Source organism: Paenibacillus sp. FSL F4-0097 (genome assembly GCF_038593125.1).
Classification (GTDB): Bacteria; Bacillota; Bacilli; order Paenibacillales; family Paenibacillaceae; genus Paenibacillus_AQ; species Paenibacillus_AQ odorifer.
This window is the reverse complement of record NZ_CP151965.1, coordinates 455,772-473,420: the sequence shown is the minus strand read 5'-3', so window position 1 is coordinate 473,420 and position 17,649 is coordinate 455,772. Positions and strand designations below refer to the sequence as shown.

17 protein-coding genes and 1 riboswitch are annotated in these 17,649 nt (G+C 46.0%); of the genes, 8 read left to right on the top strand and 9 right to left on the bottom strand.

Features of this window, described 5'->3' with window-relative positions:
• Positions 1 to 156: 156 nt before the first annotated feature.
• A complete protein-coding gene (locus MHH86_RS02110) occupies positions 157 to 2,406 on the bottom strand; it encodes a heavy metal translocating P-type ATPase (protein WP_342479617.1) in 2,250 nt (749 codons plus the stop codon).
• Positions 2,407 to 2,670: 264 nt separating this feature from the next.
• Here MHH86_RS02110 and MHH86_RS02105 point away from each other — a divergent pair, with 264 nt between their 5' ends.
• Positions 2,671 to 3,432: a CPBP family intramembrane glutamic endopeptidase gene (locus tag MHH86_RS02105; protein ID WP_076147366.1), complete on the top strand. Its 762-nt coding sequence runs from the start codon at positions 2,671 to 2,673 to the stop codon at positions 3,430 to 3,432.
• A gap of 364 nt (positions 3,433 to 3,796) precedes the next feature.
• Here the strand turns inward: MHH86_RS02105 and MHH86_RS02100 are convergent, their stop codons facing one another.
• The 7 genes from MHH86_RS02100 to MHH86_RS02070 form a co-directional block, all read right to left on the bottom strand.
• Entirely contained in the window at positions 3,797 to 4,162 is a 366-nt protein-coding gene (locus MHH86_RS02100; protein ID WP_036682656.1) for a metalloregulator ArsR/SmtB family transcription factor, read from the bottom strand.
• Positions 4,163 to 4,262: 100 nt separating this feature from the next.
• Entirely contained in the window at positions 4,263 to 4,997 is a 735-nt protein-coding gene (locus MHH86_RS02095) for an ABC transporter permease (protein WP_036682657.1), read from the bottom strand.
• 1 nt (position 4,998) lies between these two features.
• Positions 4,999 to 5,715 (bottom strand): ABC transporter permease, encoded by a 717-nt coding sequence (locus tag MHH86_RS02090; RefSeq protein ID WP_076101308.1) that lies wholly within the window; start codon positions 5,713 to 5,715, stop codon positions 4,999 to 5,001.
• Complete coding sequence (locus tag MHH86_RS02085; protein ID WP_036682661.1) at positions 5,712 to 6,623, bottom strand: ABC transporter ATP-binding protein; 912 nt, start codon at positions 6,621 to 6,623, stop codon at positions 5,712 to 5,714. Before MHH86_RS02085 ends, MHH86_RS02090 begins: the two co-directional genes overlap by 4 nt.
• 70 nt (positions 6,624 to 6,693) lie before the next feature.
• Positions 6,694 to 8,121 carry a HAMP domain-containing sensor histidine kinase gene (locus MHH86_RS02080; RefSeq protein WP_076223438.1) on the bottom strand — a complete coding sequence of 476 codons (1,428 nt, stop codon included), beginning with the start codon at positions 8,119 to 8,121 and terminating at the stop codon, positions 6,694 to 6,696.
• On the bottom strand, positions 8,118 to 8,792 hold the full coding sequence (locus tag MHH86_RS02075) for a response regulator transcription factor (RefSeq protein ID WP_038568445.1): 675 nt from the start codon (positions 8,790 to 8,792) through the stop codon (positions 8,118 to 8,120). Before MHH86_RS02075 ends, MHH86_RS02080 begins: the two co-directional genes overlap by 4 nt.
• A gap of 119 nt (positions 8,793 to 8,911) precedes the next feature.
• The gene (locus tag MHH86_RS02070; RefSeq protein ID WP_076103826.1) at positions 8,912 to 9,331 is read right to left on the bottom strand and encodes a pyridoxamine 5'-phosphate oxidase family protein; all 420 of its coding nucleotides are present in this window, start codon (positions 9,329 to 9,331) and stop codon (positions 8,912 to 8,914) included.
• A gap of 160 nt (positions 9,332 to 9,491) precedes the next feature.
• On the opposite strand from MHH86_RS02070, the gene MHH86_RS02065 reads away from it, so the two are divergent.
• The 7 genes from MHH86_RS02065 (at position 9,492) to MHH86_RS02035 (ending at position 16,296) form a co-directional block, all read left to right on the top strand.
• On the top strand, positions 9,492 to 10,712 hold the full coding sequence (locus MHH86_RS02065; protein ID WP_076103825.1) for an MFS transporter: 1,221 nt from the start codon (positions 9,492 to 9,494) through the stop codon (positions 10,710 to 10,712).
• A 72-nt stretch (positions 10,713 to 10,784) separates the two neighbouring features.
• Entirely contained in the window at positions 10,785 to 12,248 is a 1,464-nt protein-coding gene (locus MHH86_RS02060) for a hypothetical protein (protein WP_051491254.1), read from the top strand.
• A gap of 158 nt (positions 12,249 to 12,406) precedes the next feature.
• Positions 12,407 to 12,517, top strand: a riboswitch (TPP riboswitch).
• A 161-nt stretch (positions 12,518 to 12,678) separates the two neighbouring features.
• Entirely contained in the window at positions 12,679 to 13,728 is a 1,050-nt protein-coding gene (locus tag MHH86_RS02055; protein WP_342479616.1) for an ABC transporter substrate-binding protein, read from the top strand.
• Between the two features lie 78 nt (positions 13,729 to 13,806).
• Positions 13,807 to 14,100, top strand: a complete 294-nt coding sequence (locus MHH86_RS02050; RefSeq protein WP_036682688.1) for an MTH1187 family thiamine-binding protein — start codon at positions 13,807 to 13,809, stop codon at positions 14,098 to 14,100.
• Positions 14,097 to 14,858, top strand: a complete 762-nt coding sequence (locus tag MHH86_RS02045; RefSeq protein WP_036682669.1) for an ABC transporter permease — start codon at positions 14,097 to 14,099, stop codon at positions 14,856 to 14,858. The genes MHH86_RS02050 and MHH86_RS02045 overlap by 4 nt, the downstream gene beginning before the upstream one ends.
• 34 nt (positions 14,859 to 14,892) lie before the next feature.
• Positions 14,893 to 15,726, top strand: a complete 834-nt coding sequence (locus tag MHH86_RS02040) for an ABC transporter ATP-binding protein (protein ID WP_051491256.1) — start codon at positions 14,893 to 14,895, stop codon at positions 15,724 to 15,726.
• A 198-nt stretch (positions 15,727 to 15,924) separates the two neighbouring features.
• Positions 15,925 to 16,296, top strand: a complete 372-nt coding sequence (locus MHH86_RS02035) for a hypothetical protein (RefSeq protein WP_342479615.1) — start codon at positions 15,925 to 15,927, stop codon at positions 16,294 to 16,296.
• A gap of 504 nt (positions 16,297 to 16,800) precedes the next feature.
• On the opposite strand, the gene MHH86_RS02030 is transcribed toward MHH86_RS02035, so the two are convergent.
• Positions 16,801 to 17,550 carry a WecB/TagA/CpsF family glycosyltransferase gene (locus MHH86_RS02030; RefSeq protein ID WP_076225289.1) on the bottom strand — a complete coding sequence of 250 codons (750 nt, stop codon included), beginning with the start codon at positions 17,548 to 17,550 and terminating at the stop codon, positions 16,801 to 16,803.
• Positions 17,551 to 17,649: the final 99 nt, after the last annotated feature.

The window sequence follows — 17,649 nt, the reverse complement described above, 5'->3', positions numbered from 1 at the left end:
TTGTTATAATGTCTCCTGATGTGGATATATCTTCTATATCGGCAAAAAAAGACAAATTCTTTGCTGGCAAATAAAAAAAATAAGCCCTAAGACCCCTAAAACTGGAATCCTAAAGCTCACTTTTGTTGAAATCATTTATTTAAACACCAAAGATACTTAACCCTCGTCTTGCACTTTTAAAGCTCGAATACTGTTCAGTACGGCTAGTACGGTTACCCCTACATCTGAGAATACAGCCTCCCACATCGTGGCAATCCCGAATGCACCGAGCAGAAGGAATATAGCTTTTACACCTAAAGCAAAAATAATATTTTGCCATACGATGGTCCGTGTACGCTTGGCAATTCCGATAGCTACAGCAATCTTCGAAGGTTCATCGGTCATAATTACAATATCCGCTGCTTCAATGGCAGCGTCGGAACCGAGTCCCCCCATAGCGATCCCGACATCGGCTCTAGCCAGTACAGGAGTATCATTAATTCCGTCTCCAACAAAAATAATCTTCTCGCGTGGAGGCTTTTCACGATCCAGCTTCTCGATGGCCTCTACCTTATGCTGTGGTAAAAGCTCTGCGTGTACCTCATCTACCCCTAACTGCTTCCCTACATCTTCAGCTACGGCGGAAGCATCACCTGTCAGCATCACCGTCTTGCGTATACCAAGCTTTTTGAGGCGCTGAATGGCCTGCAGTGAGTCCTCCTTCACTTCATCGGCGATCACCAGATAACCTTCATATTGATGATCTACCGCAATGTAAACAACTGTACCGCTCTGCTCTGGGACCTCATAAGCAATCCCCTCCCGCTCCATCAGACGTGCGTTGCCTGCAAATACGGTCTTGCCTTCGATAGTTACTTCGATACCATGACCAGAGATTTCATTATAATTCGTGATAGCTTCCTTAGAAATCTGTGCACCATAAGCCGTCCGAATCGACTCAGCGATCGGGTGATTGGAATGGCTCTCCGCATAAGCGGCTGTCCGCAGTAATTCATCCTTAGATTTGCCACCCGACGGATAAATCCCCGTCACCTTAAACTGTCCCTTGGTCAACGTTCCGGTTTTATCAAAGACAACTACCTTCACATCATTTAGGGCTTCCAGGTAGTTGCTTCCCTTAATCAGAATACCGCTGCGTGAAGCTGCACCAATCCCTCCGAAGAATCCCAGTGGAATCGAGACCACAAGCGCACAAGGACAAGAGATTACGAGGAATACAAGTGCTCGGTAAATCCAATCCGAAAAAGTCGCACCACTGATCAGCAGTGGAGGAACGACGGCCAGCAGAACTGCTGTGATCACTACTACAGGCGTGTAGGCACGTGCAAATTTAGTAATAAAGTTCTCGGTTTTAGCTTTGTTGCTTGATGCATTCTGCACTAGCTCCAGTATTTTGGATACGGCCGATTCTCCAAAGGTCTGAGTAACTTGCACAGTAATTACGCCGTTCCGGTTAATAAAACCACTTAACACCGCACTTCCTGGACCAGCTGATCGTGGTACCGACTCTCCAGTAAGTGCAGATGTGTCCATCATGGCGTTACCTTCAAGTATAGTTCCGTCAAGGGGTACCTTCTCACCGGGTTTAACAACAATCAAATCTCCGATGGCTACTTCCTCAGGTGAGACCTTCTTCAGATCATTTCCAAGCTTGAGATAGGCAAACTCGGGGCGAATATCCATAAGTGCCGTAATAGATCGGCGTGAACGATTCACAGCCAGACCTTGGAACAGTTCTCCAATCTGGTAAAACAGCATTACTGCCACGCCCTCTGGATACTCACCAATCGCAAATGCACCGATAGTTGCCAGAGCCATCAGGAAATTCTCATCAAACACCTGACCACGGATGATGTTCTTAACCGCCTGCCAGACAACTTCACCACCCACGATAAGATAGGCTGCCAAAAAGATCAGCAGTTCAACTACTCCATCCACGGGCAGGAATATCCCAGCTAGAGCAAGAATTCCACCAGCGCCTAACCGCAGCAATATTTTGCGTGTGTCGCCTTCCCCATGCTCATGTGTATGACCATGACCTTCAGCATCCTCATGACCATGATGATGTCCAGCAGCTTGATGATCGTGAACATGCTCGTGTCCATGCTGGTGATCATGTGTATGTTCATGAGCACCGCTATTGCGCGCCTTGTGATTTCCCCCAACCTTCTCTTTCACATTTACGTGGGGCTCGAGTGCCTTCACCGTTTTCTTCGCTTCTACAATCGCTGATTCCTCATACCCTGCGGCGGTTTCCAACGTCATTGTTTTTGTTACAAAATTAACGGAACAAGACGATACACCTTCAATCTTCTTCACCTTATCTTCAATTTTCATCGCGCAATTGGCGCAATCCAAACCTTCTAATTCCCACTGACGTTTTAATTTTCCTTGCATTGTATCCATACGGCACATCTCCTCAAATAAAAACCATATATGAGCACTTGTTCATATGTTATCTTAGCCCTATTATATTCCCTTTATATTTCAAGGTCAATACGCGATATACACCATTTTTCTACATTATCTTAAAAATTAAATCAATTGACCTTTACGTGAAAATATGTAAAATCATGTATGACCGAAAGTAAGTTTCTTACATACGAATGACCCCATTATCAATGAAGCTCGATGGGCAAATGATTTACACAGAAGGGATGAATTTAGAACATGTCAAAGCTAGCCAAAACGTCTTCTTTTTCACAGAAACACCCCATTTGGAGCGTAGTTATTATCGAGGTGTTATTACTTGTAGCCGTAACTGCCGCCGGGGCTTACGCAACCATTAAGGAACTTGCGTACAACGCCCCTGTACTTATCTCCTTCATCCCAATCGCGCTTGTACTCATCATCTACTTTACAGTTAAGCGCAAATGGAGCACGCTCGGCTTCCGACCTCTAAACACCATATCCTCGGGCAACTGGATCTATTATGCCCCACTAGTAGTGGTCCTGATTACCATATCCTTTAAGGGTTTTCGTGAGATCAGCGCATCCGAGGTACTGTTCTTTATTTTCTTCACCCTGCTGGTCGCTTTTGTGGAGGAAAGCATCTATCGCGGTTTGATTTTTAAGACCTTGCTTCCTAAAGGGGCTAAAACAGCAGTGATCACTTCAAGCATTCTCTTCTCTATTACCCACTTACTTAATGCATTATCCGGCACAGATATCACACAAACTCTTCTACAACTCGTATATGCGCTTCTGATCGGTTTTGCGCTAGCCTTGCTAATGCTAAAAAATAATAATATTCTTCCGCTGATATCCTTTCACTTTATACATAATTTAATTCAGTTTGTGGGCAACGATAATACGAGTGAATACATGGGAATCGATCTGTTTATCCTGCTAGTGCTTGCTGTGCAATGTGTCTGGCTAGTGTTGTCCTTTAGAAAACCAAACCTAACGAAGAACCTAAATCAAGCCAGCTAATAAGCTAAATCCTTACTTCGAAATACAAGGCTTCAGTGGATTCAACTTGGTTTCATTAGAGCAATATTTGTCGCAACCCACACAGCTAACGGACCCAGTTGACACTAAAAGCAGTATTATCCCCGGTTTAGCATATTATCGGACCCCATAGGCGCTATTGGCATGAAAAAGAGCAAAATAAGACCTCTTTCTAAAGAATAACTGCACTGAGGTCCGCAACTCTGCTCAAAAAGCGATTATTGTGCAAATAACGTCAGCTGGGTCCGTAAGCCGTAGCGGATGATCAGGACTCGTCGGCATAATAAAAAGAGGGACTCCCAAAAGCCATCCAATGGCTGCTGGGAGTCCCCCTTTTTGCAACTAGCTATTCGTGTCGGACATGCTCGTGGGTCTGTAAAAAGATCTGCTCCACATGCGCATCGTTCAGCGAATAGAATACCGTTTTCCCCTCTTTACGGCGCTTCACGATCCGTAGATTCCGTAAATAACGGAGCTGATGGGATATCGCAGATTGGCCCATATCAAGGATCACGGACAAATCATGTACACATAATTCTTGCTGAGACAAAGCGTAAATGAGCCGCACTCGTGTTGGATCACCCAACGCTTTGAACATTTCTGCCATTTTATCAGTAATCCCACGGTCTGGCAGGATCAATGCAATGGATTCCGGTTCAAGCTCTGAACCCTTGCATGTATTGTCGCAATCTTCTAATGCCGTTGGCTCCATGCTCTCGCCCTCCTCCATCTTAGCTAATTATATTCTTTAATTATAAGAAAAACAGCACGGGATGTCCATTGAGGAGGAGTTTATAGCCTCTGATTGTGAATCAGACTGCTTTACGATAAAAGGAGATTAGTCCTGCGGCAAAAAAGACAATCAAGCTCCCTCCCACTATCATCATCAGTGTCTCTAAAGGCAGATTAAAGGCACCAAATCCGTCATCACCATAAGGACTCATGGCTAACATCGGCTGTACCCAAGGATAATAGGGGCCGTAGGTTGAAGAATTAGCGATCAGTATATTGGGAATGGTCAGACTCACATTCAGCGCCAGCGGTGCGCCGAAGCTGCTCCAGCTTTGCGAGATCGCCAGCTGCAATGCGGCGAGTGGTAGGCAGGCTACAAAGCCGCCAAATACTGATTTTAGCAGCAGCGCCCAAGGGATTGGATCTGGAGCCCCACGGAACAAACCCATTCCCAGCACCATAACGAGGAACGTTATTTGCACAGCAGCCAGCAATCCGATGATCATCACATATTTTGAGAGATACACCGACAACCGGGTTACAGGCAGAGACAACAATAGCTTCCAGCCACCGTCATGATGCTCATAACGACAGATCAGGGCCGCAAAAATGCCTGAAAGCACAGGCAGAAACAGCAAAGCATGCATCATTGACATCACACTTAACAGCAGCTCCCAAGTCATCTTCTCGCCTTGATTATCCGATAACAATCCGGGAACCAGTGATAAAACCGGACTTCCTATGACTAAAAGCCAAACATATGATTTAGACATTTTTAATCGCTCTGAGGATAATACTCTCCAAAATGACTTCATCTTAATCCACATCCTTTCGAGCGAAATGCACTGCACCCGGCAAAAATACCAGCATTCCTAGCAGCAGACCCGCACCGCTGAACAAGAGGCGATTAGAGGAGTCCCACGCCAAATATGGCCATGTTAAAGGCACCCACTCCGAAAGGAACATGGAGAAAAATGACGTCAAGGATAATGTGATCCCCAGGGCAACCGGCAGTGTCTGATTACGATTAGCCAGGGAAAGCCAAAGCTGTAGCGCGATGACCGGCAGAGCCGCAATGTAGGACATAAAGCCAATTCTGAGTACATCCACATAAGGAATAAGATCAGCTTTGAAGCCCAAAATAAGCCCCAAAACAACTATCCCCACTGAGAGCAACAAGCAGGAAACAGCCACAAGCAGCAGACAGAGCGTTAGCTTAGCCATAAACACTGAAGTACGGGAGATAGGTAGTGCCAAGAGCTGCTTCCACGAGCTCATCTGATGTTCGACATTTGCAATCAGCGAGCATACTAAAGTGCCTCCCAGAAAAAGAGCTGTGGGCACAAACCCGGACACATTATCCAGTAGTCCTCCCCATAAATCCGCGCTATACTGCTGACGCAGATAATCATAACGAAGGCCAAAGTTAAGGCCCTGCATGGCTACTAGACCAATCGGTCCTAGAAACACTAGAAACCAAATTCCTTTGCCGCGGATTTTAAGCCAATCCGCTGACAACGCCCGCCACATCATGATTCCCCGCCTCCCACAACCTGTAGGAAGAAGTCCTCAAGCGATTGTCTCCGCTCCTCTACACGATAGACAGCGTGCCCATTCTCTACCAAAGCTTTGACTAGCAGCGCTACTCTTGCATCGTTCATTCTTGAAAAAATCAGTTTTTGCTCATGTAGTGTCCCTTCATACCCCCGACCTCCAGCGAGACGTAACGCAGACTCTGGTTCCGAAACCGCAAGGCGTATCTCGCCAGCAGCCTGTTGTTGCAGATTAGCTATTGTATCTTGGTACACCATTTGCCCTTGGCGAATAATACCCACGGTATCTGCCATTTGTTCAATTTCACTAAGCAGGTGACTGGATACTACAACCGTAATTCCTTGCTCCTGTGGCAAGCGTTTGATAAGCCCACGAATTTCCTGAATCCCTGACGGGTCGAGTCCGTTCGTTGGTTCGTCCAGAATAAGCAGCTCTGGATTCCCTAACAAGGCAGCTGCGATACCAAGTCTCTGCTTCATCCCGAGGGAAAACCCTTTGACCGGACGTCTCTCTTCCCCGGTTAGAGAAACAATATCTAGCACCTCAGCGATTCGTGACTTCGGAACATCCAGAATGCGGCGGATCGCTTCGAGATTGTCCACAGCGCTCAGATGCCCATAATACGAGGGGGATTCGACAAGCGACCCTACCTTCCGTAAAATTTGCAGCTTATTCTTCCGAAGATCCTGACCGAACACTTCAATTTTTCCAGATGTCGGTGTAATTAGGCCAAGCAGCATACGGATTGTTGTAGTTTTCCCAGCTCCGTTGGGACCCAGAAAACCATAAATCTCACCCTTGCGGATATTTAAATTCAAATTTTCTACCGCAGCCCGGCCACGATATTTTTTCAATAAATCCTTAGTTTTAATCACTGTTTCTTCCATGTTCTTCACCTCGGTATACAGCATAACGTCCCAAGGTTAAGAACAAGGAAGTGCCAAGTTTAAGTTTTGTTTAAATTTCACGACGCGGATCAAAGATTACAATAGAAGTGCCTTCGCCTGTGCTCTCCATAACCCATTCCAGCTCCATATGCTTCATCAAAAGATCGACGATAGACAATCCCAAACCTGCCCCTTTGTAATCGGATGGACTCTGAATGCCTCGACCATGATCCGCAATAATTATGGCACGTTGTTCATTACGTTGCTCCGTTGAGATCCCGACATAATGCCCGCTGCTGGCATGTCGTACAATGTTTTGATACAAATTATCGAGAATACGGCGGAACCAGACCTCATCCACCCTCCAGAATAGCGGTTCGGCTTCCAGGTTAATATCAATGTCGAAGCCCTCTTTTTCCCATACGGGGTACCAAGCAGCCGCACTTTCCCGCAACAAGCGTAAAACATCTTTACGTTCCAGCTTTAAGGTTACCCGTCCACTATTGAGCAGATTGTAAGATAAAAGATTCTCGATCAGGACGCTAAGATCCGCAATACGCTCATCCATAAGCTGTAAGGACTGCTTACCTTTTGAGGTCAGATCCTCTTTGGTCATAACATGGATATGGCTGCGAATGACGGTTAGGGGTGTGCGTAAATCGTGAGATAAATTCGAGACTAGACGCTTACGCAACTCTTCCTCTTCTATTTCCCTGCGTCGGCTTTCATCCAGTTTGGTTACCATCGTATTAAAAGCTTCCTCCAGGCGACCTATCTCGTCCAGTTTGCCTGTCACTATAGACTTAGGCATTCTATCCGGGCCTGTAATCGTCATCGCGGTTTGCAGTTGCAATAGCCGTTTGCGAATTTTTCTAAAGAACATCCACGAAACCAGAGCGAATCCTCCAAAAAGGGTAAATAACACAAAGTTATACCAAGCCCAAGCCCCTAATCCCCCATAAGCCCCTTTGTTCAACAGCTTGCTTGGAATTTGCATCACCATAAATCCCTTGTCTGCCTCCACTTTGTCCCCCACGAAAGCAACGATGGCTAAAGGATCACGATTCGTACTTTCTTTCATAAATGAAATAGCCTCAGCCGCAGTCCACTGATCAGGAACTTCATGGTAAATCTTATCCTTATCCCCTTCATCAGGCGTGAGAATCAACTGGGTTTTTCCCTGCCCGTCTACCCAAAACATAGTAGCCTCAGTGTATTTTTGACTCAATTCATGCAGCCGCTGATTTATGGCTTCCGAAGAAGCATTTCCTAAGTGAAGTGCCTCTTTATGCCACATAGTCTCCAGCGGTGCAATATTCGAATACAGGGATGTATCTACAGGCGGGGCACCTTTGGTCACTTCGTTAAGAATATTGTAGCCAACAAAAGACAACGGAAGGACCACAGGGATAAATAGCAGTGCAGATACGATAATTAGCAAATACCCTGATAACAAAGAGGAATTACGTTTCTTGCGAATGCGCTCTAATCCTCTCATGCTCTTACCCGGTATCCGATCCCACGGACAGTTTCGATAATTTCCGGATTACCCGGATCAAGCTCCAGCTTTTCGCGCAAATAACGAATATGTACCATCAGAGTTTTATCCCCTTCGATATAAGCCTCACCCCACACGGCCTCGTAGATCTGCTCCTTCGTCATAATCTGGTTAAGATGACGCAGCAAATAGGAAAAAATCTGAAATTGCTTGCCTGTAAGCATGATTTCTTCCTGAGTCTGAGCATTCATCACGCGGTTATCCCCTTCATATACGACTAGATGTTTAAGTGTGAGCGAATCCTGAACAGATGCCCCATTCCTTCGGAGCAGCACCTCGATTCGAGCGGCCAATTCATCCGGATGAAAAGGCTTGGTCAAATAATCATCCGCGAATTCCAAACCTTGCAGCTTATCATCAATCGAGGTTCGGGCAGAGAGCATTAAAATGGGCAGCTTAGGGTAGGAACGTTTCAATCGTTGCCCGATCGTAAACCCATCCAGACCAGGAAGCATAACATCGAGAATAGCCAGTTGGCAGGCGCCTGCTTCTTCCATCGCACCTTCGCCGCTCCGTAGCCAGCGGACACTATATCCTCTTTCGCTTAAATCAGCAGACACTACGCTGCCAATCTCACGATCATCTTCAATATATAACAGAGTAACGCTCATGTAGCTTTAGCTCCTCCCCGATATGAATACCTAAAAAGTTGAAGTCATTATAACACATCAAACAGCCCTCCTACCCCATAGGGGATAGGAGGGCTGTTTGATCAATTCAAGGCTATAGCTTATGGCTGCCATACTCCATGCTCTTTATTGCTACCTACATACTCAATACGTGTTGGAGTAAGCTCCAAAATCACATAATTAGGATCATCAGGTCCAGTAAACCATGGCTCCAGCTCTTTATTCCATACCTTGGAGCGCAAGCCTTCATCCTTAGAGACGGTAGCGGTCGCTTCAATCTCCAGCAAATCTTTGCTTCCGCCGGCCTCATAGCCAAGCAGTACAAAAGCATTCGGATTATCGGATAACTCCTCCACTTTATGAGTTTTGCGATTTGTAGCCAAATAAATCTTCAAACCCTCATGGAAAATGGCCATATAACGTACTTTCGGCTTATTTCCTTCTTCGATCGTACCAAAGGAACCGAACTTGTTGTCATCCAATGCTTTAATAATGAGTTGTTCCAGTTGTTTGTTATCCATTACGTAAATCTCTCCCTTCAAGCATGTAAACAAAAGTTTATATATCCAAGCTCACCGTTTGGATTTATCATAACAATGGTGCTTATTATAATGTACCCTTCAGGTTCACATTGAATCCGACCTTACTCCATAAACTACATCAAGATAAGGAGCTTACTTCGTGAAAAAACTGATTTGGATCGGCTGTCTCTCCTACTTCGTTATCGGTCTGGCACATGTTGTGCTGGGATCTATTCTGCCCGTTCTACTGCAACATTATGATCAAAATTACAGTGCTGGCGGTGAATTAATCTTTAGTCAATTCGCTGGTTTTTTAGCAGGCGTGTTGGTCTCTCCCCTACTTAATCGCCGCTTCGGTAAACGTGGAGGCATCCTCATTGCCACCAGTCTTCTAATAGTTGCAGAAGTTGCCTATGCCTTTCTACCGCCTTGGGGCTGGATGTATTTTATCGCTGTTGCCGCAGGTTTTGGTTTCGGGATGATCGAAGCGGTTATCGGCACCATCATTATTGGTGCTGTAACCGAAGGAACGGCTATTGCGATGAGCCGGCTCGAAGTTCTATTCGGGATAGGCGCACTCGTGATGCCGCTTATCGCCAGTCCGCTCATTGCTGCCGGAGCGTGGAGATTGGCCTTTCTAATCGTCGCTGCCTTCTCTTTGATTTCTCTTATCCTCTGGGCAAGAGGACACTTCGGTAATCTACAACGCATGCTGGATGAACGTGCCTCTGTCCAAGGAGCAGACAATTCGCATTCCTCAAGCTCACGTTCTAACAAAAAATTTCCGTATAAAGGTAAGCAATGGATTCTGCTAGGGATCTTCATCGTTTTCTTTTTTCTTTATGTAGGCACAGAGATGAGTTTAGTCAACTTTATGCCGGCTATCTTTATTGCCAAGCTAGGGATGACAGAGTCTGCGGCAGCACTGACAGTCACTTTCTTTTGGCTGGCGATGTCTACAGGAAGATTGTTTGCGGGTGTAATTGCCGAAAAAATATCTTATCGCGTGTACATTCTCAGCAGCTGTTTACTAACCTTGTTACTGCTGACACTCTTTCCGTTCACTGAAAATCGTATGGCTGCTTTCATTGTAATTCTGCTGCTGGGGCTGTTTATGTCCGGTATTTTCTCCATTGCATTGGTTTTCTCCAGCAAAATGCTGCCTGGCACCGAAGAGTCAACACCCAGCATTATGATTGCTTCCGGAGGCGTTGGTGGTGCTTTGCTACCTCTGTTTACGGGCTGGTCTATGGATCATTTAGAAGTGGCGCAAACAGCCGGATTACTTGCCACTTTTGCTGCCTTCTTGTTCCTGCTAAGCATTGCCGCATGGAGATTCCAAGCCAGGCAAGCGGTGGAAGGAAAGAGTTCCCGTATTTAGAACAGTATCAACGTTATCCTTTTAGGGTAATGTGATCTATAAGCATATTCTGAGCACAAGGATGGACAATGAATGAATGAGTCTTTAAATGAGTCTTCAACTGAGCCTTTGTTACATACTGCGCTTATGCAGTTTATATTTCCCTTCTCTATAAAAAAGGGCGATTCTAAGCAGCTTATCCAGCAATTACAGGACGACGGATTCACACGTTTTTTTCTGGATAACAAAGAACTGGAAGCTGCCTATTATGGAGAAGGTTACTGTGTTTCCCATGAACGAATGGAGCGCACCTATTTACCGTTTGCCGCACACGTCCTTTTTCCGCGCAGGAAGGATGCCGACTCGTTTCGCCGTTTTTCCAGAGTAAATAATCTCGACTGCATTCTGGAGATTCCGCAGCAATCTATATTTTTCAAAATTCTCTCGACGGATATATTCATATGTCCCTTTCAGCTTGGATTCGTGACGATACGTGTCCAGCTGGAGGGGGATTCGATTCCCTTTAGTATTGCCCTAGAATTCGCGGATCGTTTCCGTGCGCTAGAGAAAACCTTCATACAGGATGACTACACTTATATTCATTGCGGGGAACAGACCTATGAGATGGTAGAGGATTTTGTCTTCCGAAATTTGGTGGATGGACTGGAGCCATATCTGGATCAATCGGATATCAATGGGGCTTATTTTGAGACCCTTCCTTTTTTCGTAGATGAAAGAATGCAGGTGCAAGCTTTTTACGGCTTTCAGAATGAAGAAGGTTCTGATGAGATTAGTGTAAATCTACGCTATCGCGCCTCACAGCTTGATGGAATTGATCTGAACGGAAAGCCCTATGCCAGTGCAAGCGATCCAGCGTATATTGCAAACTATTGTCATGAGCATTCCTATAATCGCTGGGGCCCAGACACGTATTATATGATGAATGAGCAGACCTTTTGCTGCATGACCCGGGCTGAACAGGAGATTGCTGTTAGTCTAGCCAACCAGATGTACGGGCAATATTATTACGGATTTTTACTCAATATTTTCCACAAAATCGTTCTGCTGAAGCTCGCCAATATGCACTCCCGACTTCGGATTAATCATGATTATGAGGAAATAGACAATCTAATCTACTCCATTAATAAGTTCTCGGCAAAGTTCTACTTCTTGGAGTTGATTTCCCAGTCGCAGGGCCGGGAGATATTTCTTCAGCTGCGTAAAGTATACGGAAACGACGCTTTGTTCGAGGAAGTGAAAGAAACCTTAAATGATCTGTTTCAGTATCAGGATAAGTTTCAGTCCAAGCGACGGGATAATCTGCTGATGATTCTCACTGTATTTACGGTAGTAAGCGGGATTTACGGCATGAATCAAGTCATTGACGATCTGGATGGAAAAATCCAATGGAGTAAAATGATTGGTTATTCCCCCTTTGAATTTCTTGCCCTCTTCGTGATCATGAGCGGGATTCTGATCAGCGTTGTCCTCACGCTAGGGGCGCTGGTTAGTGAGCTTAAACGGCGTCACCGCAAGAAATATAAAGATCTAGACTAGCAAAAAAGAAACTACTGGATTGGAAAAATTCAGGAGTGCACTACTAGACATTCCGAGTACAGCCGTCTATAATACACCGTATGCGAGAAATATAAGACATTAAGTATAGGTACAAAACTTATGCTTACTTATATTGCACATAGAAATACCCGTTAACTTCATAGAACCAGGGGTGCTGGAATTGGCCGGCTGAGATTGTATCCCACAAGATACTGACCCTTATACCTGATCTGGATAATGCCAGCGTAGGAATCGCCAATTGGTTCTGGTCCCTGTGACCTTGACTAACCTTGCGCCAAGCCAGCGTCCCGATCACTCGGGGCGCTTTTTTTGTTAGATCACTAAAAGATGTAGAAAAACGTACATACTACACTTTACGGTTCATGTTGTGAAGACGGGATTCTTGTAACCTTAAAGGAGAGAAGAAGACATGCACCTCAAAAAAGCACTTACGTTGTGCCTCACCTGTGTACTCATTCTTGCCATTGCCGGATGCGGCAGCAACAATGGGAATACAGCCGGAAACAAAGCAAATGCTACTGATCCAACTGCAGCGGCTGGCACGGATGCTCCAAAAGAGCTCACCAAAGTTAAAGTCGCACTCGACTGGACACCGAACACGAATCATACCGGTCTATACGTAGCTAAGGATCTTGGTTACTACGCTGAAGAAGGTCTGGACGTCGAAATCGTTCAACCAGGCGCAGCGGGTTCTGATACTATGGTTACTTCTGGCGAAGCCGCATTTGGCATCAGCGCCCAAGAAGGATTAACGCTAGCCCGTCTACAAGGCGTACCCCTTGTCTCGATAGCAGCTATTATTCAGCATAATACATCGGGATTCGCCGCTCCAGTAGATCGCAATATTAAATCACCAAAGGATTTCGAAGGTAAAACCTACGGAGGCTGGGGCTCACCAGCCGAAGAAGCAGCCATGAAAGCTATCATGGATCCTGAAGGTGGCGATGTGAAAAAGGTGAAGCTGATCAGTATCGGTGAAGCTGATTATTTTACCGCCGTCAAACGTGACATTGATTTCGCCTGGATTTTCTACGCTTGGACTGGCGTTGAGGCTGAGTTGCGTGGCGAGCCATTGGATATGCTGTACTTAAAGGATTATGCGCCACAGCTCGATTATTACACGCCTGTGCTGACGACGAGTGAGAAGCAAATTGCAGATCATCCTGAGCTGGTGAAGGCCTTCATGAAAGCCACATCAAAAGGTTATCAATATGCCATTGATCATCCGGAAGAGGCTGCCGGTATGTTATCGAAGGACGTTCCTGACCTGGACGCCGACCTTGTCCTAGCTAGCCAAAAATGGCTTAGCCCAAAATACAAGGACGATGCTGCCCGCTGGGGCGAGCAAAAAACCGAGGTCTGGCAAAATTACGGCGACTGGATGTATGATCTGAAGTTGCTGGATAAACCGCTGGATGCTGCTAGTGCATTCAGTAATGATTTTTTACCGGCGGAGTAAACAACAATTGTAATGAATTACTTCGTTATCAAAGTTGGCTTTTTAAACTTACCTTATAAAATGAGAGGATTGATTATTGTGGCTAACACCCTACTAAGCATTCAAGTAATTCCAAAAACTCCGAACAATGAGGATTCCATCCCATACGTAGATAAAGCGATTGAGGTCATTCAGAAATCCGGTGTTAAACATCAAGTGAATCCACTGGAAACCACAATGGAAGGTGAGCTTAGCGAGCTGCTGGAGGTTGTGCGTCAGATGCAGGAGGCGTTGATCGAAGCAGGCAGTCCAAGCGTAATTTCGCAGATCAAAATCGCTCATAATCCTAACGGAATCAGCATGGATAAATTGACGGAGAAATATCGGCCGTGAGATCGACCTGGAAGCTAATATGGCCGCCCCTTGTGGCGGTCGTCTTCTTTTTAACCGTATGGCAGCTATCTGTATCTGTATTTCATATTGAATCCTGGATTCTGCCGAGTCCTGCTGATATTGCCCGTGAATCCACCAGTAACGCTTCTGGTCTTTGGGCTCATACGATGGCTACGCTGCGGCTCACTTTAATTGGTTTTCCCATTGGTACGGGGGTAGGCCTGATCGTTGCTTTGCTTTTGCATCTTTTGCCTTGGGCTAGACGGGCTTTTTATCCACTTATTATTCTGAGTCAAAATGTTCCCTCCATCGCGCTCGGACCCCTGCTCATTATCTGGTTCGGCTTTGGTCTTTTGCCCAAAATCGTGCTGATTACACTAGTATGTTTCTTCCCGGTAGCTGTCGCTGCGATGGGCGGTCTGGCCCAAAGTGATCAGGTCATGATGAATTATATGAAAATGGCTGGCGCAAGCAAGTGGCAAATCTTCACCAAGCTGGAGCTGCCCTCTTCTATCCCGGCACTATTTTCCGGCGTAAAAATATCTGCTACTTATGCGGTTATGGGCGCCGTGGTCGCTGAATGGATTGGCGCGGATAAAGGTATTGGCTATTATATGCTTCTGCAGAAATCCGCATATCGTACGGATCGGATGTTTGTTGCTATTGTTATTATTGTACTTTTAAGTCTTGTACTCTTTGCTATTATTGCATTGCTGGAAAAATGGCTGGTTCGCTGGAAGCCGCGCCGTAACTCATAGAAAGGAAGATGCCTGTATGTCTCAAGCGACGCAAATGCAACACAGAACAACAGAAGTCATAAGCTCTCCTGAAGCTCATACCGTGGCACCCGCCCTTGAAGTGAGCGGCATCTCCAAATCTTTTTCCCATCGTCGCCGTGAGACGAACGTTCTGAATAATGTCTCTCTCAAGGTAGAGCAACAAGAGTTCGTTTCGATCGTTGGTCCTTCCGGCTGCGGAAAAAGCACCTTATTCCATATGATTGGCGGCCTTGTGAAACCCGATGCAGGCACGATCCGCATGAACGGTAAGGTCGTTACAGGTCAACGCGGTGAAATTAGTTATATGCCGCAGCAGCCTGCGCTTTTTCCTTGGCGTACGATTGAGGATAATGTGCTGCTTGCTGGGGAGATCAAGGGCGCACTGCGGGATGGAGCCCGCGAGGAAGCGCGCCAGTGGCTTGCCAAGGTTGGGTTAAGCGGTTTCGAACATGCTTATCCGCATATGTTGTCTGGCGGGATGCAGCAGCGTGCAGCTTTTCTCAGAGCATTGCTCGCTCCCCAGGAGCTAATGTTGCTGGATGAACCTTTCAGCGCACTCGATGCACTAACTCGCAGTGAAATGCAGCGCTGGCTGCTTGAGCTGTGGGAAGAGAATCGCCGCTCTGTGCTGTTCATTACTCACAACATCGAAGAAGCGTTGCTGCTCTCTAATCGTATCTATGTATTTTCCGGCCGCCCCGGCTCCATTCTGCATACAGTCGATGTGCCGTTTCCGCGGCCACGCCGTGATGAGATTACGGACTCTCCCGAGTTCATTAAGCTCAAACGCCAGTTGTCACAGTGGATGCGAGAGGAACAAGCTAAAAATAGGCAGCCGCTAGCTTAATCGCTAAGCTCTGTAAACTGATATCGCTGGTATAGCGGTGTCAGTTTTTTTATTTTGCAGCGATAAACTCCAACCCTATTTTCAATGAACGCGGATGTATCTGCTCAATTAAACAAATTTCACTCATCATAGTAGGGATCACATTAAATGTGTGGCGAAAACCGACTCCCTGTTGGTAATGGATAGTAACCGGGCGGGTTGGGGACATTCTACGGGATTTATACCGTTGATTTGTTTCGTCGGGCCGGATTTGGCTCATTCTGCGGGATTTATACCGTTGATTTGCTGCTTCGGGCCGGACTCGGCTCATTCTGCGGGATTTATACCGTTGATTTGATTCTTCGGGCCGGATTTGGCTCAGTCTACGGGATTTATACCGTTGATTTGCTTCGTCGGGCCGGACTCGGCTCATTCTGCGGGATTTATACCGTTGATTTGCTTCGTCGGGCCGGATTCGGCTCATTCTGCGGGATTTATACCGTTGATTTACTTCGTCGGGCCGGACTCGGCTCATTCTGCGGGATTTATACCGTTGATTTGATTCGTCGGGTTGAATTGCACCCGATCTAGGGCATTTTTGCCTTCTATTTCCCACTTCGGCGGAATTCCAGTGACTCAGGGGCATTTTTGCCCTTATTGTTCCTCTTTAGCTTTTAGTTTGAATTAAATACGAGACTATGGCATCACCAGAATCGGTGTTGTTTATTATTATTAATTTGTTTAAAGGTCACAGCTATAGTCGCACTTACATCCTACTCACCACTCTTACACATACTCCCACTACTCACTTTTGCTCCCATTCCTTACCTCAATCCCACTACTTACTCTTACTCTTACTCTTACTCTTACTCTTACTCTTACTCTACTCCTACTCCTACTCCTACTCCTACTCCTACTCCTACTCCTAGTCCTTACCTCAATCTCACTACTCACTCTTGCTCATACTCCTCACCTTACTCCCACTAATCTCTCTTACTCTTCCCCCTACTCCTTACTTCCTACTCTCACATCTGCCCCCTCCTCCTCTCCCACCAACCGAACCAAAAAAAGGCCCCCATAAACGAGGCCTTTTCTTCATTTCCTAATCATAGCTCGGAACACGAATTTGGGCAGCACTGCCTGTCTGCGCCATCGCGACTTTTGTCCCTTCGCAACGGGAGCGAACAAAAGTCGATGCAACCACTCCAGATTGAGTTTTTTCCATAGCGCTGGTGCAGGAGTAACTTTTCCCGCTATTACATCTAAGCTGCCCCCCACGCCAAAAACAACTTTTACCTGCGCAAGCTCCTGTTTGTGCTTATATACCCATTTGTCAGAGTATGGCGCACCCATCGCAACGATCAGGAAATCTGGCTGTGCGCGCTGTATTTCTGCTACAATGGCAGGCTCCTCTTCCTTGGTAAGAAAACCATTATGTCTTCCTGCAATCTTCACATTCGGATATAACTCCGTGATCTTTTCGACCGCTTTACAGCTGGTAAGCTCATCTGTTCCCAAGAAATAAAAACTCCATCCCAAGCTATTTCCTTGCTCCAAAAGCTCAAGAAGCAGCTCATATCCAGTTACCCTCTCAGCAATAGGATCGCCTTTTCTTTTTGATGCCATCACAATGCCAATCCCGTCAGGAGTGATTAGATCCGCTTCTTGAAGTATGGTTCGTAGCAGCTCGTCCGATTGACTTGTTATCGTAATTTCCGGGTTAGCCGTGATCAAATGGAAAAGTTTCGATTCCCCAGATTGAATATGTTTTGTTAGATGAAGTGTTGTCTCATGTAGTGTTAGTTTTGAAAAGGGAACTCCTAATATTGAAACTGTCCCGTCCATATAATCACCTCTCACTAAAATTCCACTTCAATATACCTTACCATAATCAAGAGGAGGAAGGGGAGTCATTTAAATTACTTAATCACCACAGCTACTACG